General features: G+C 56.7%; 14 protein-coding genes. 7 read left to right on the top strand and 7 right to left on the bottom strand.

The genetic code is table 11. From position 1 onward, the window contains the following. Positions 1-155: 155 nt before the first annotated feature. Both mutL and ACR0JR_RS08560 read left to right on the top strand, forming a co-directional pair. Positions 156-2,006, top strand: coding sequence for a DNA mismatch repair endonuclease MutL (gene mutL / locus ACR0JR_RS08565; protein ID WP_480455826.1), 1,851 nt, complete (start codon positions 156-158; stop codon positions 2,004-2,006). 52 nt (positions 2,007-2,058) lie between these two features. Next, positions 2,059-3,288, top strand: a complete 1,230-nt coding sequence (locus ACR0JR_RS08560; RefSeq protein WP_480455825.1) for a DNA recombination protein RmuC — start codon at positions 2,059-2,061, stop codon at positions 3,286-3,288. A gap of 3 nt (positions 3,289-3,291) precedes the next feature. On the opposite strand, the gene ACR0JR_RS08555 is transcribed toward ACR0JR_RS08560, so the two are convergent. The 3 genes from ACR0JR_RS08555 to ACR0JR_RS08545 form a co-directional block, all read right to left on the bottom strand. Next, entirely contained in the window at positions 3,292-3,675 is a 384-nt protein-coding gene (locus ACR0JR_RS08555) for a hypothetical protein (protein WP_480455824.1), read from the bottom strand. Between the two features lie 70 nt (positions 3,676-3,745). Next, positions 3,746-4,396 (bottom strand): ChrR family anti-sigma-E factor, encoded by a 651-nt coding sequence (locus tag ACR0JR_RS08550; RefSeq protein WP_170776053.1) that lies wholly within the window; start codon positions 4,394-4,396, stop codon positions 3,746-3,748. A 10-nt stretch (positions 4,397-4,406) separates the two neighbouring features. Next, positions 4,407-5,063: a sigma-70 family RNA polymerase sigma factor gene (locus ACR0JR_RS08545; protein ID WP_480455823.1), complete on the bottom strand. Its 657-nt coding sequence runs from the start codon at positions 5,061-5,063 to the stop codon at positions 4,407-4,409. A gap of 149 nt (positions 5,064-5,212) precedes the next feature. Here ACR0JR_RS08545 and ACR0JR_RS08540 point away from each other — a divergent pair, with 149 nt between their 5' ends. From ACR0JR_RS08540 to ACR0JR_RS08525, 4 genes are all read left to right on the top strand, one after another. Beyond that, positions 5,213-5,983 carry a DUF1365 domain-containing protein gene (locus tag ACR0JR_RS08540; RefSeq protein ID WP_480455822.1) on the top strand — a complete coding sequence of 257 codons (771 nt, stop codon included), beginning with the start codon at positions 5,213-5,215 and terminating at the stop codon, positions 5,981-5,983. Positions 5,984-6,068: 85 nt separating this feature from the next. Further along, positions 6,069-6,386 carry a DUF3775 domain-containing protein gene (locus tag ACR0JR_RS08535; RefSeq protein ID WP_010438669.1) on the top strand — a complete coding sequence of 106 codons (318 nt, stop codon included), beginning with the start codon at positions 6,069-6,071 and terminating at the stop codon, positions 6,384-6,386. A 165-nt stretch (positions 6,387-6,551) separates the two neighbouring features. Next, positions 6,552-6,788, top strand: a complete 237-nt coding sequence (locus ACR0JR_RS08530; protein WP_170780341.1) for a DUF1127 domain-containing protein — start codon at positions 6,552-6,554, stop codon at positions 6,786-6,788. A 132-nt stretch (positions 6,789-6,920) separates the two neighbouring features. Then, positions 6,921-7,046: a DUF1127 domain-containing protein gene (locus ACR0JR_RS08525; RefSeq protein ID WP_170780342.1), complete on the top strand. Its 126-nt coding sequence runs from the start codon at positions 6,921-6,923 to the stop codon at positions 7,044-7,046. Between the two features lie 63 nt (positions 7,047-7,109). Here the strand turns inward: ACR0JR_RS08525 and ACR0JR_RS08520 are convergent, their stop codons facing one another. Genes ACR0JR_RS08520 through ACR0JR_RS08505 form a run of 4 tightly spaced genes read right to left on the bottom strand, consistent with a single transcriptional unit; the run spans position 7,110 to position 10,601 of the window. Continuing rightward, entirely contained in the window at positions 7,110-8,252 is a 1,143-nt protein-coding gene (locus ACR0JR_RS08520; RefSeq protein ID WP_170780343.1) for a saccharopine dehydrogenase C-terminal domain-containing protein, read from the bottom strand. Between the two features lie 3 nt (positions 8,253-8,255). Then, positions 8,256-9,311 (bottom strand): saccharopine dehydrogenase, encoded by a 1,056-nt coding sequence (locus tag ACR0JR_RS08515; protein ID WP_480455821.1) that lies wholly within the window; start codon positions 9,309-9,311, stop codon positions 8,256-8,258. A gap of 14 nt (positions 9,312-9,325) precedes the next feature. Further along, positions 9,326-9,940, bottom strand: coding sequence for a glutathione S-transferase family protein (locus ACR0JR_RS08510; protein ID WP_480455819.1), 615 nt, complete (start codon positions 9,938-9,940; stop codon positions 9,326-9,328). A 10-nt stretch (positions 9,941-9,950) separates the two neighbouring features. Next, complete coding sequence (locus ACR0JR_RS08505; RefSeq protein WP_010438686.1) at positions 9,951-10,601, bottom strand: histidine phosphatase family protein; 651 nt, start codon at positions 10,599-10,601, stop codon at positions 9,951-9,953. A 145-nt stretch (positions 10,602-10,746) separates the two neighbouring features. Here ACR0JR_RS08505 and ACR0JR_RS08500 point away from each other — a divergent pair, with 145 nt between their 5' ends. Further along, positions 10,747-11,934 (top strand): Zn-dependent hydrolase, encoded by a 1,188-nt coding sequence (locus ACR0JR_RS08500; RefSeq protein ID WP_480455818.1) that lies wholly within the window; start codon positions 10,747-10,749, stop codon positions 11,932-11,934. Positions 11,935-12,312 lie beyond the last annotated feature (378 nt).

Here is a 12,312-nt window from a genome sequence, read left to right as displayed (position 1 = left end):
AGACCACCACTCACTCTGGTATATCCGGCCAGTATTGACCTAAGTCGCTACCCCCTTTACGACAGGGTCAAGCTGGCCGGATACCTCATTTGCTCGCCCGCTGAACCATCCAAACCTGTGGTCGAATCGCGCATATCTATGCTAGGTCTAGTGGTATGGTGTATGCAGACCCCAATATCAGCAACGATCGCCCGGTAATTCGGCAGCTTGATGATGCAGCGATCAATCGGATTGCTGCTGGTGAAGTCGTGGAACGGCCGGCCTCTGCAGTTAAAGAATTGGTCGAAAATGCCATAGATGCCGGGGCCAAACGCATTGCCGTCGAAGTCGCGGATGGCGGCAAGACCCTGATTCGTGTCACCGATGATGGCTGCGGCATCGCCGCTGAAGATTTACCGCTGGCGTTGTCGCGTCATGCGACATCAAAGATCGACGGGTCCGATCTGCTAAATATCCACACATTTGGGTTTCGCGGGGAAGCGCTGCCCTCGCTGGGAGCGGTTGGTCGTTTGACCATCACCAGTCGGGTACCGGGCTCTGAAGCCGCTACAATCCACGTGGCGGGTGGCAAAATGGAGGCGGTGAAGCCTGCCGCTTTGCGCACGGGGACAGTGGTCGAGCTGCGAGACCTATTCTACGCCACCCCGGCACGGCTGAAGTTCATGCGCACGGACCGGGCTGAGGCGCAGGCAATTTCCGACATCGTGAAACGTCTTGCAATGGCCGAGCCTGCAATAGCGTTCACCCTACGTGATGTTTCGGGTGGTGGAGAAGGTCGCGTGACCTTCCGCGCCGACCGCGAGAATGGCGATCTGTTTGATGCGTTGCACGCCCGATTGGCGCGCATACTAGGACGTGAATTCGCTGAGAACGCGTTGCAGATTGATGCCACCCGCGAAGGGCTCAGGCTGTATGGCTATGCCGCGCTTCCGACCTATTCGCGTGGGGCTGCCGTCGCGCAGTATCTGTTTGTCAACGGACGACCCGTGCGGGACAAGATGCTAACCGGAGCTCTGCGCGCGGCCTATTTCGATTTTCTCAGTCGCGATCGACATCCGGCCGCAGCGCTGTTTATCGATTGTGATCCAACGATGGTGGACGTGAATGTGCATCCGGCTAAATCCGAGGTTCGGTTCCGCGATCCGGGCCTAGCACGTGGGTTGATCGTATCCAGCCTGCGCCACGCGCTGGCCGAGGCCGGACATCGTGCGTCTTCGACTGTCGCAAATGCAACCTTGGGTGCGATGCGGCCCGAGCCCGCGCCCGCTGCGCCAACGCGGGTGTATCAGATGGATCGTCCGTCGCCGATGGCGCGTCAGGCGGCCTATCGTGCGCAATCTCCTGGCTTTGCGGAGCTGTCACAGAATTATAGCGGGCGTATCGTGGAGCCGGTGCCAGAAACTGCTCCAGTGGAAGAACCGCAGGACCTGCCATTGGGGGCCGCGCGAGGTCAGGTGCACGAGAATTACATCATTGCCCAGACAGCAGATGGCATGGTGATCGTGGATCAGCACGCCGCGCATGAACGGTTGGTTTACGAAAAGCTCAAACGCCAGGCGGCCGAAAACGGCGTTGCCGCCCAAGCCTTGCTGATCCCTGAAATTGTCGATCTGACAGATGGGGACTGCGCGCGGTTGATGGCAGCCGCTGATGATCTTGCGCGCTTTGGGCTGACCATCGAACCCTTTGGCGGTGGAGCGGTCGCTGTGCGCGAAACTCCGGCCATTCTGGGTGAAGTCGATGCTCGAGCCATGATCCTCGATATCCTGGATGAGCTTGCCGATCAGGGCGAAAGCCAAACCGTGCAGGCACGGATTGAGGCGATCCTCAGCCGGGTGGCCTGTCATGGTTCAGTCCGATCAGGCCGTCGGATGCGGGCAGAAGAAATGAACGCCCTGCTGCGCGAGATGGAGGCGACGCCCCATTCCGGCCAATGCAACCATGGGCGGCCGACCTATGTGGAACTGAAGCTCAGCGATATCGAACGCCTGTTCGGTCGCAGTTGATCCATCGGCCCTGTCGGGCTATGAAGAATAAAACAAGAACATCCGAGGCGACATGATCGAGATAGCTGGTACTCAATATGCGTTGAATGACCCCGTCATCCTGATCGCTGGCGGAGTTGTGGCGTTGATTCTGCTCTTGCTGTTTCTGTCGCTACGGGCGTCACAACGTTCGGCCCGGATGGCCGAACCCTTGGCCCGGCAGATGGCCCATTTGGGACAGCATGTGCAGCAACTAGGCCAAGGGCAGGAGCAACTACGCGGCGGATTGCAGCATGTCTCGGACACGCAGGCCAATGCGCAGGTGCAGGTGATCCAAACTGTCGAATCCCGCCTGTCTTCCGTGCAGCAGCAGATGAATGACCGGCTGGCAGATAACGCGATGAAATCGGCGCGCGCCTTGGCTGAGATGCAGGAGCGGATGAAGGAATCGCTGCATGGTTCGTCGAAACAGACGGCGACCTCGCTGACGCAATTGCAGGAACGTCTGGCGGCAATCGACAAGGCGCAGGACAATATCACCAAGCTTTCCGGCGACGTGCTGTCTTTGCAGGATATCCTGTCGAACAAGCAGACGCGCGGGGCGTTCGGGGAAATTCAGCTGAACGATATCGTCTCGAAGGCGTTGCCATCGGATAGTTTTCAGCTGCAGGCAACTTTGTCGAATGGACGACGGGCGGATTGCCTGATCAAATTGCCAAACCCTCCCGGACCTATCGTGATCGACAGTAAGTTTCCGTTGGAGGCCTATGAGGCGCTGATCGGATCGACCAACGATATGGAGCTGAAAGCTGCGGTGCAGATGTTCCGCAGTACCGTGCGCAAGCACATCAACGACATCGCCGAGAAGTACATTCTGGACGGTGAAACAGCTGATGGGGCGCTGATGTTCCTGCCTTCTGAGGCGGTCTATGCCGAGCTGCACGCCAAGTTCCCGGAACTTGTGCAGGAGAGTTTTTCGAAACGCGTCTGGATCGTGTCCCCGACCACCTGCATGGCGACGCTGAACACCATGCGCGCGATCCTCAAAGACGCGCGCATGCGCGAGCAGGCCGGTGCCATCCGCAAGGAGCTGGGAATGCTGCACAAGGATGTGGACCGTTTGGGTGAACGTGTCTCGAACCTGGATCGCCATTTTGGTCAGGCGGCCAAGGACATCTCGGAAATCAAGATAAGCGCCGAAAAGGCGGGTCGCCGGGCGCAACGTTTGGACAATTTCGATTTCGAAGAGCTTGCGCCGGATGACCACACCAACGTCGTGCCGCTGGGAAAAACCGAAGGCTGAGCGTTACTGGATGGATAGGTCCAGATTATAACCAACCGTCTTGCCGGTGTCGCGATCGTTCCCCATCAGATAAACACGTATGGTGTAGTCGCCATTATCTGGAAGCTCGATCCGGGCGGTATTGCCATCAATTGAACCATTGTAAATTGCAACTCCGTCACTGTTCGGGGGCAGGATATTGAAATAGATCACGCCATAGCCGTTGGTGTCACTGACCTTGAGGTCGGCGAACATCTCCTGCCCAGCCTTGGCGCCCAGTTTATAGTCGAAATACTCGTTTCCGGTTACAGTACCATTCACCATCGTACCGAAATTGCCCGGTTGGAATTTCACGTCGGCTGTCATCTGAGCGGAAACGCTGGCTCCGAAGGCCATCAACAGCGCCATAGTTGCCATCCTTAACATTGCTGAAATCCCCCAGTTGGTTAGCGTCGATAAACAACCCTACCATAACGGATCAGATTCGAAGGAATGGCTGGAACAGGCGCGGCATCAGCTTGCTGAACTTCAGTGGAGCATCGGTGACGGCCAGACAAATGCAGTCTTCAGAGATGTCTGCCGTAGGCGTGTGATGGATAGATTGGTCTGCAATTTCGACATCGCCGCGGTCGAAGCGGTCGATCTCGTCAGAGAATGCACCCTGCAGGACCATCGTCAGTTCTATGCCATTATGGCTGTGATCCGGCACCGCTGCCCCGGCGGGGATAAACAACAACCGGGCGGTGGCTTCGCTGGTCGTGGGCAGGATTGCCTGTTTGACACCCATGCCGACGGGCTTCCATTTGATCGCGTTCACGTCGCCGCCAACATAGTCCTGCAGCGGTGCCGGAAGCACTGCACAAGATGGGCGCGCGGGTTTCGCCTTTGGTGCACCCTGAGCAATCAATGCCATTGTTGCCGCCAATGAACCGTCGCTCATGCTTGCAGACGCATCTTGTTCCTGTAAAACGCATCCGCCAACTGCGTCGAAGCTTTCAGCGCGGGCGCGGCAGTGGTCGCAAAGAGATAGGTGCGTGGCGACCATCAGGTCGAACGCTTCGGGCAGATTGCCTGCGGCATAGGCCATCAGCAGGTCGTCTGTCAGGTGATGTTTAATCTCGTTTCTCATGCTCGTCATCTCAGTTCATCGCGTAGCGCAAGCGGTCCAGCGCCAGCCGTATCCGTGATTTGATCGTCCCCAAAGGTAACCCGGTCTGAGATGCGATTTCTCGATGGCTCAGATTTCCGAAGTAGGCCTTCTCGATCAGCTGTCTTTGCGCCTCGGGTAATGCCGCCATGGCATCACGCAGCTGCGCGGTTTCCTGTTGCAGCGCCAGAACGTCTTCCTGTTCCGGCTCCGCCTCTGGGCCCCACCAGAGGTCTTCGGGTTCAGGGCGGCGTTGCTTTCGCAATACGTCAATGCGCTTGTTTCTTGCGATAGTGAACACCCAGGTCGCAACCGTTGCCCTTGTCGGATCAAACAGATGCGCCTTGTGCCACAAGGTCGCCATGACCTCCTGCGCGCATTCCTCCGCCAGTGCAGCGTCTGACCCGGACTTGATTAGAAATGCCTTTATTCGAGGTGCAAAATGCTGGAACAGTTCAGCAAATGCGATCTGATCCTTCGCATCTCGGATGCGACGGATGTGATCCACCCATTCCTTTCTCGTGTCACAACCTTTGTTTTGTCCGTTCACCGATTTACCTTTGAATCGTTTGGCTCCGTGCACGGCACTTTTGACAGCAGGTTGTGCTGCCGCATCGTCCAAGGTCACGGTATCTATCTCGGTAAACATAACCTCATTACGTTGTCTGACCCAAGTTGGATCAGTCTGGTGCAAAAAATTTCATCCAAAACGAGCAGTATTTCGTAATGTATGATGCAGGGGCATTCGGAAATGGATGTCTTTTGAACAGTTTGCAGTCAGTACGGAACATCTGCGTTATGAACACTGTTGATCACATCGCGGGTCATACCTTTCACGGGCGCAAGGGTGCGATCGATAATTCGTTTCGCTATTCAATCGATTATGTTCTGTTTGACCCTGAAGCATGTGCCAAGACGCCCTTTTTGTTTTCGTTCAACAAGGTGAATCTGACCGGATGGCGAGATAGCGATCACGGTGGCGAGCCTGGTCGGGGTCGCGGCGCGATTTGGCTGCGTGAGTGTTTTGAGGCGCAGGGTATTCCTCAGCCGGATCAGATCACTCTGTTGACCCAACCGCGCATGCTTGGGCATGTGTTCAATCCCGTGAGTTTCTGGTTCTGCTTAGATGACGTGAATCAGCTCTATGCTGTGGTTGCTGAAGTGACCAATACTTATGGTACGCGTCACAGCTATCTGTGCCACAAACCCGATCATTCGCCCATCGCGTCAACTGATCGGATACTGGCTGACAAGTTGATGCATGTCTCACCGTTTCAAGAGATTGAAGGGACCTATACGTTTCGATTTGATTATCGCGACGAGCGCGTGGGTGTCTGGATCGATTATGGTCGCGACAGCGGGGGGCTGATCGCCACCCTGACGGGTTCACGCCGGCCGCTTAGCAACCGCATTATTCTGAAATCGCTCTGGCGCCGACCTTTCGGAGCGCGAAGGGCGGTGTTTCTGATCCACTGGCAAGCGCTTAAGCTATGGGTCAAGCGCGCACGATTCAGCCCCTTTCGCACCGCTCCCGTCCCTGATCAGCCTGTATCGCGTTCACATCAGTAAAACCCTCTGCTTTGCGCAAGATCAAAGACGGTCGCCTGTGGCATCGTTCAGATAACAGTGAACCGCGAACACGAGGAGTTGGGACATGTTGGAAATCTCGGCAAGAAAAATCGCCCAGGTTGCCATGATGGGGCGAGAGTTGAACCGGGCCGAGGGCGAGTTACGCGCATTCATCGAACGCATGAGCGAGGATGAACAAGCAGAACTGGTCGCCGTCATGTGGGTCGGTCGTGAGAGCTTCTTCGCTGAAGATCTGGCCGAGGCCATTGCTACCGCAAAGTCCGAGGCCTCAACCCCTTGCGCGGATTATCTGATAGGAACGCCGCATTTATCCGATCACCTGGAAAATGGGTTGGATGCGCTGGGAATCTCTGCCGAAGATGTTGAAAACGATCTGATGTAATCCCTGTTCTCGCGTTATGGCGTATGGGTTGGTCCGGATGCTGGCGCATCGGATTGGTTGATCCGCTTTCATTAAACAATATTAATGCGGCGTTCCTCCGAGGTTAATGTCGAGTTCTTTTATCAGGTTCATCAACAGCAACGATGAATACTGGAGGAATTCGACATGGCACACGTCAATACAACCGCGGCTGATTATCGGTCTCTTTTCTTCGGCCAGTTTGCGAACCAGCCTGAGGCCCCATCTGCATGGCAGCGTCGCAGAGTTTACAACAAGACGATCCGAGTGCTTGAAAAGCTCAATGATCATCAGCTTAGCGATATCGGCATCCCACGCGCTGAGATACGGCAGCGCGTATATCGAAACGTTTATCACAACACGCCCTATCAGGCCTGCTCTTAGGTACTGTCCGGTGCGATCCGAAAAGCAATCTATGTAAGTAAGCGCGAGGTAACGAATATGCTGGATAGCAACCCAAATCCGAAACAGAACGTGTCTAACAGTGCGCTGTTATTGTTCGATCAGGCGATGAGAATGCGCGCAATCCAAGCCGATATCGTTCGCGCCGGTCAAGAGCTGAACCGTCTTTCAGATTTCGAATTGTCAGAGCTTGGGCTCAATCGCTGCGATGTTGAAGCGGTGATAGCGCAATATATTTGACGGCTGTCAGCGACGCCACAATGTGATCAGCCGCTTCGCGTGTTCGAAGCGGCTGATTGCGTTTTAGGCAGTGTGGTCCGCGATTTGCAGGTGTTGCGCCAGTGTGTCGATCTCGTCCATCCAACCCTGTACCAGTTTCGGATCACTTGGCGCGGCGTGGACACCGGCAGGGATAGCACGGTTCAGGACGGCTTCGACTGCAAGGGACACCGGGATCGAAACCAGGCGTGCCATGGCCGTGCCGCGTTCGTCACCCCAAGCGTCCATGACATAGGTCTTATGCCAGACCTCAACGCCTTCTTTCTCGGCTTTCAGGCCCACACACAGAACCACGCGGTCGGGTTCGCCCTCGTCATAGGCGTTTTCTTCCCAGAACTGATCCGACATCTCTTTCAGGCGGGCGTCGCCTTCTGGCCCTGTGAGGGTCTCGATTTCAGTAAACACATCCGACCACGCGTCAGCCCAACCGTTCAGGCGCAGGGTGCCGCGGACGAATTCTTTGACCGGCCAGTGATCCTCGAACTGGTACTCGGCCTTAAACGGGATCGAGTCGCGGTTCGGGTAGACCTCGAAGCTTTCGGGCGTGGGCAGCGGGGCGATATAGCTGCTGATCGCGTCCCACGGGCGCGCGACGTCCAATGGGGCATAGTCGCGGATTGATTTCGACGGTGAGCGCAGCGCCTTTAGAACACCCAATGGAGACCAGCTGAACTTGTAGCGGAACGGGTTTGGGTTCTTCGGGATCCCGCCGCAATACGAGATAAAGCTTAGGTGGTTCTGGGGATCGAAGGCGCCCGAGGCGCGGTAGTCGGCGACCAGAGCATGCGCCATCAGGTGGTCGATCCCAGGGTCCAACCCGACCTCGTTGACCAGCGCGACACCTGCCTCGCGCGCCTTGTCGTCCAAAGCGCGCATCTCGGGCGCGATGTAGGAAGACGACACAAAGTTGGCCTCTTTCGAAATTGCCAGCTCTGCCAGTGGTACATGCCAGTCACCCGGCAGCATCGAGACGATGATGTCGCCCTTCTCAAGCACCGCGCCTAGGGCGTCGATGTCGAAGGCGCGGATGTCATCAGTCAGGTCTCCGACCTCGGCCTTGGCCTTGTCCACGGTCCGGTTCCAGACAGCGACCTTGTGCCCGCCTTCGATTAGGCGGCGCAGGCCGGGGATGGCCGACAGGCCGGTGCCACACCAGTGAATCGTCATCTCTCAGATCCCTTCGATATGTGTTTTGTAGGTTGCCTCAGCCCGTCCCCAGACACCGCTGTCCAGATCGGTCAGCGTCAGCAGGGACGGTAGCAATTGCGCCGCGTAGTCTTGCGAGCTTTCGACGGGCAGCATCGACGGCAAATTGTCGATGGCCATCACATCCATGACCGGGTTGGTCGCCACGCGCAAAGCAGGGGCGTTCCATGAGGTGGCACGGTCATAGACCGGCACTGGGTTGTAATCGCTGTCCGGGTCGCAGGCCACGTCGCCGATGGCCGTCAGACTGCGTTTTGCGCTCAGAGCATCGCGCGGGACAAAAACCGGGGTGCCCGGTCGGGCGAAGATGCAGTTCAGGAAGAGATCATGATCAAGGATTTCGGGAAATGGCCCGCCGCTGGACGTCTCGGCAATGTCCCATTTGGTGACGGCAACCCCCATGGCCTCGCACATATCGGCGGCGCCGGTGCCGACACGGCCTAACGCGCCGATAACGATGGCGCGGGGACGCTCGGCTCCTGTAGCATCCAGTTCGGCCATCAGTTCAGCATTCAACGCGTCTTTGTTGGCATAAACACCAACGGGTGGGCATTCCCGCCCGCGTTGCTGCGCTGCCCATGTTTTCAGTGTAACTGCAGCCCCGGCGTACCCAGCCCAATAGCCAAAGGCTGCAACCCTGCGGCCATCTGCGTCCACCAGATATTCCAAGTCATAAAGCGTGCCGCCACCGGCCTTAAACCGCCGCAACAATTCGCGTCCAGAATGCTGACCCTTATAAGCATGGCCAAACATGATGTGGCGGTGAGGCAAGGGCGTGCCATCCTCGGGCAGCTCTTTCAAGCCAAAGACGATTGCGTCAAGCGGGGCTTCTGGCCACGAATTTTCGGACGCGATTTCGCAACCTGCCTGTCTGTAACCATCCAAAGGAATAGCCCGTACAGAGCTTTTTTCGACCGTCACACGAATGCCTGCAGCGATCAGTGCGGCGGCACCTTCAGGGGTAAGCCCGACCCGTTCCTCGTTCGGGCGCTGTTCCGCCCGGACCCAGAGATGTGTCATCATACTTCCTTTTGTCAGAGCATTCCGGCGGCGCGCACCGCCTGAACCGATGGCCGAGCCTCCATCGCCTCGCGGAAGGCGATGATCTTGGGAAAGGCCGAAACGTCGACGCCGTCACCTTCCAGCCAGCTACAGACCACATAGAGGTAAGCGTCGGCTAGCGAGAGTGTCTCACCCAACACGAACGGACCACGCAGCCCGTTTGTAACGATATAGTCGCATGACGCGGTCATCGTCTGGGGTACCTTGTCCTTCATGTCCTTCCAACTGGCCTTCTTGTCCGCCCAACGAGGCCCGCGCAGTTTGTGCGCGTGGTTCACATGCATGGTCGAGGCCAGATAATACATTACCTCCCGCATTCGCGCTGCCATCACGGGATCAGCCGGAACCAGCCCGGCCTCGGGTGCTTTGGCGGCAACAAACTCCAGTAGGGCGCCGGTTTCAGTCAAAATGCCACCATCAACCGCAAGCGCAGGTACACGGCCTTTGGGATTAATTTGCCTGTACGCGGGCTTTGTCTGCTCGCCACCGGCGAAATCAAGCTGCACGGCTTCATATTCCAAGTCGGCCTCTTCCAGCGCAATCGCCACAGCGACTGAGATTGTGCGGGGGGCAAAATAGAGCTGCATCCGAGCCTCCTTACAGGTGGGTTTGGGCAAAATGCCGATCTGGTGCTTCCAGATGGGGCACTGCATTGAACAGGACCGGGCTCAGCTGTGAACCGATTGGGTGAAGTCGATGCATCGACGTATTCATGATGGCAAGCGCCACCCGTGCCATCGAAGTGATATCCAGCATCATAGCCTGCCGGACCACCATCGAGATCAGCCCCCCGGACGTGACAACAATCGCGGGCCCGCCTTCGGTCCCGATGTCGCGCAACGCGTCGCGGACGCGGGTTTCAAATTCGACGAAGGTCTCTGGCGGGTTTTCAATTTCGCCATTGGCCCAAGCGGTAAATGTCTTGGGAAGATGTTCCACAAACTCTTCGCGGTCGATTGGAATCGCCACGCCATGTTGCTCATGAAACAGCTGCGCGAGGGTGAAGTACTCAATTTCGTTGAGGCGCGCGTCGTGCACAGGTTCGGCCAAACCCATGCTGGCTGCTGTCTCCACATGACGTGTAAGGGTGCCACAATAGACCCGAGGGTGATGGGCCTGGGTATCTTTCAGATGCGCACCCAGCCAACGCGCTTGCTGGTGGCCCAGATCGCTGAGCCTGTCGTAGCTATTCTCGTCCCGCGCGGCGGTGTTGGCCTGCCCGTGACGCACCAATGTAATGAATGACATTTCGAACCCTCTTGCGACGAAGTCTTAGGGCAGCTTCGCGTTCGGGGCCAGAGGGGTTTGGGGAAAAACTGCATCAATTCACGCCCCTCCCTTGCGAGCTAATCTGACGGGCGTATTGTGCATTCTGGTTGATCGGGGGAATGTAATGGCAGTCGACGAAAAACGGTTTCTGGAAGATCTGCACAAATTACGGCAGTTCGGAGCTTCTGGCGTGGGCAAAGGTGTCATTCGGCCTGCTTATTCTGAAGCTGATATTGCAGCCCGTCATTGGCTGGCAGGCCGCATGGCCGAAGCCGGGTTGACCCCCCATTTCGACCCGGTTGGAAACCTTTTCGGATTAGCCGAAGAACCGTCGCTGTTGATGGGGTCGCATTCAGATAGCCAACCCGAAGGCGGTTGGCTGGATGGCGCATTGGGTGTGATAGCGGCGCTTGAGGTCGCGCGGTCCAGTGAGCAACCTATTTCAGTTGTCAGCTTTCAAGATGAAGAAGGTCGGTTCGGTGTCACGACGGGCTCGGTGGTTTGGTCTGGCGGATTGGATCTGGAACGGGCAGATGAGCTGACTGACCATACCGGAGAGACCTTTGGTTGCGCACGCGCGTCGATGGCGGATTGTGCCGCTAGTTTCGTCGACCCGGGTCGGTTCACCGGGTTTGTCGAAATGCATATCGAACAAGGCCCCTCGCTTGACACGCAAGGTGACCAGATCGGTGTTGTTACCGACATCGTCGGCATTCGCGATATGGTGGTTCAGTTTGATGGCCAGCAAAACCACGCAGGTACAACGCCCATGCACCTGCGACGCGACGCATTTCAAGCGCTGTCCCTGTTCAACACACGCCTTAATGACCAATTTTGTAACGTCGTAACGCCGCAAACAGTCTGGACAATTGGGCATGTAGACCTGCACCCCAGCGCGTCCTCAATCGTGCCGGGCCGTGCGCGTTTTTCGATGCAGTGGCGCGATGGAGATGCAGATCGGCTGGCAAGGATGGAAGAGATCATTCGCAACACCGCGAGCGATATCGCCGCACAAACGGGTGTGGAGCTTAGCTTTGGAGCCCTTCTGGGCTTGGAGCCTGTGGCGATGGATCACAAACTTCGCAAAGCGCTGGAAGCGGCTGCCGAGCAGATCGCGCCAGGCCGGTGGCGACGGATGCCATCAGGGGCTTTGCATGATGCAACCAATGTTTCGCGCATGATGCCGGTTGCGATGCTGTTTGTCCCGTCGATTGGTGGAATCAGCCACGATTTTGCCGAGGATACAGCCGAAACTGACCTGGTTGCCGGCTTGAAGGTTCTGGATTGTGCGGTTCAGAAACTGAGGTCATGAATGTGATAAGGTGCTGTAAGATCTGAGCTTCTACCTTCGTATGGTCTGGGAAGGATTGGAAAAGCAAAGCAGTATGTTAGGCGCGATCTAAAGAGTGTTGCTTAATGGAAAAAAGTTTCCTATAGGAACATTATTAAAGCATACACTCGCATACGAGCCTGGCCAGTCCTTGGTCTGCCATCGAAAACCGGGGCTGAATCGTTGCAAAATATTCAGCTTGGGTCAGACTGACGGGATAGCTTCTGTTCACTATATAATAAGAAGGTAGCCATCATGACATCCTTAAGACGCACGCCTCTTCACGCTTTGCATGTTGAGTTGGGTGGTAAGTTGGTTGATTTTGCTGGGTGGGAGATGCCTGTTCAGTATCCATTGGGG

The organism is Ruegeria sp. AA3, from assembly GCF_056542905.1.
The sequence above is the reverse complement of the archived record's forward strand: the minus strand, read 5'-3'. Positions and strand labels throughout refer to the sequence as shown.

Coding starts and splice junctions, on each gene's coding strand:
- mutL (WP_480455826.1), top strand. CDS start 156: ATGGTGTATGCAGACCCCAATATCAGCAACGATCGCCCGGTAATTCGG.
- ACR0JR_RS08560 (WP_480455825.1), top strand. CDS start 2,059: ATGATCGAGATAGCTGGTACTCAATATGCGTTGAATGACCCCGTCATC.
- ACR0JR_RS08555 (WP_480455824.1), bottom strand. CDS start 3,675: ATGGCGCTGTTGATGGCCTTCGGAGCCAGCGTTTCCGCTCAGATGACA.
- ACR0JR_RS08550 (WP_170776053.1), bottom strand. CDS start 4,396: ATGAGAAACGAGATTAAACATCACCTGACAGACGACCTGCTGATGGCC.
- ACR0JR_RS08545 (WP_480455823.1), bottom strand. CDS start 5,063: ATGTTTACCGAGATAGATACCGTGACCTTGGACGATGCGGCAGCACAA.
- ACR0JR_RS08540 (WP_480455822.1), top strand. CDS start 5,213: ATGAACACTGTTGATCACATCGCGGGTCATACCTTTCACGGGCGCAAG.
- ACR0JR_RS08535 (WP_010438669.1), top strand. CDS start 6,069: ATGTTGGAAATCTCGGCAAGAAAAATCGCCCAGGTTGCCATGATGGGG.
- ACR0JR_RS08530 (WP_170780341.1), top strand. CDS start 6,552: ATGGCACACGTCAATACAACCGCGGCTGATTATCGGTCTCTTTTCTTC.
- ACR0JR_RS08525 (WP_170780342.1), top strand. CDS start 6,921: ATGCGCGCAATCCAAGCCGATATCGTTCGCGCCGGTCAAGAGCTGAAC.
- ACR0JR_RS08520 (WP_170780343.1), bottom strand. CDS start 8,252: ATGACGATTCACTGGTGTGGCACCGGCCTGTCGGCCATCCCCGGCCTG.
- ACR0JR_RS08515 (WP_480455821.1), bottom strand. CDS start 9,311: ATGACACATCTCTGGGTCCGGGCGGAACAGCGCCCGAACGAGGAACGG.
- ACR0JR_RS08510 (WP_480455819.1), bottom strand. CDS start 9,940: ATGCAGCTCTATTTTGCCCCCCGCACAATCTCAGTCGCTGTGGCGATT.
- ACR0JR_RS08505 (WP_010438686.1), bottom strand. CDS start 10,601: ATGTCATTCATTACATTGGTGCGTCACGGGCAGGCCAACACCGCCGCG.
- ACR0JR_RS08500 (WP_480455818.1), top strand. CDS start 10,747: ATGGCAGTCGACGAAAAACGGTTTCTGGAAGATCTGCACAAATTACGG.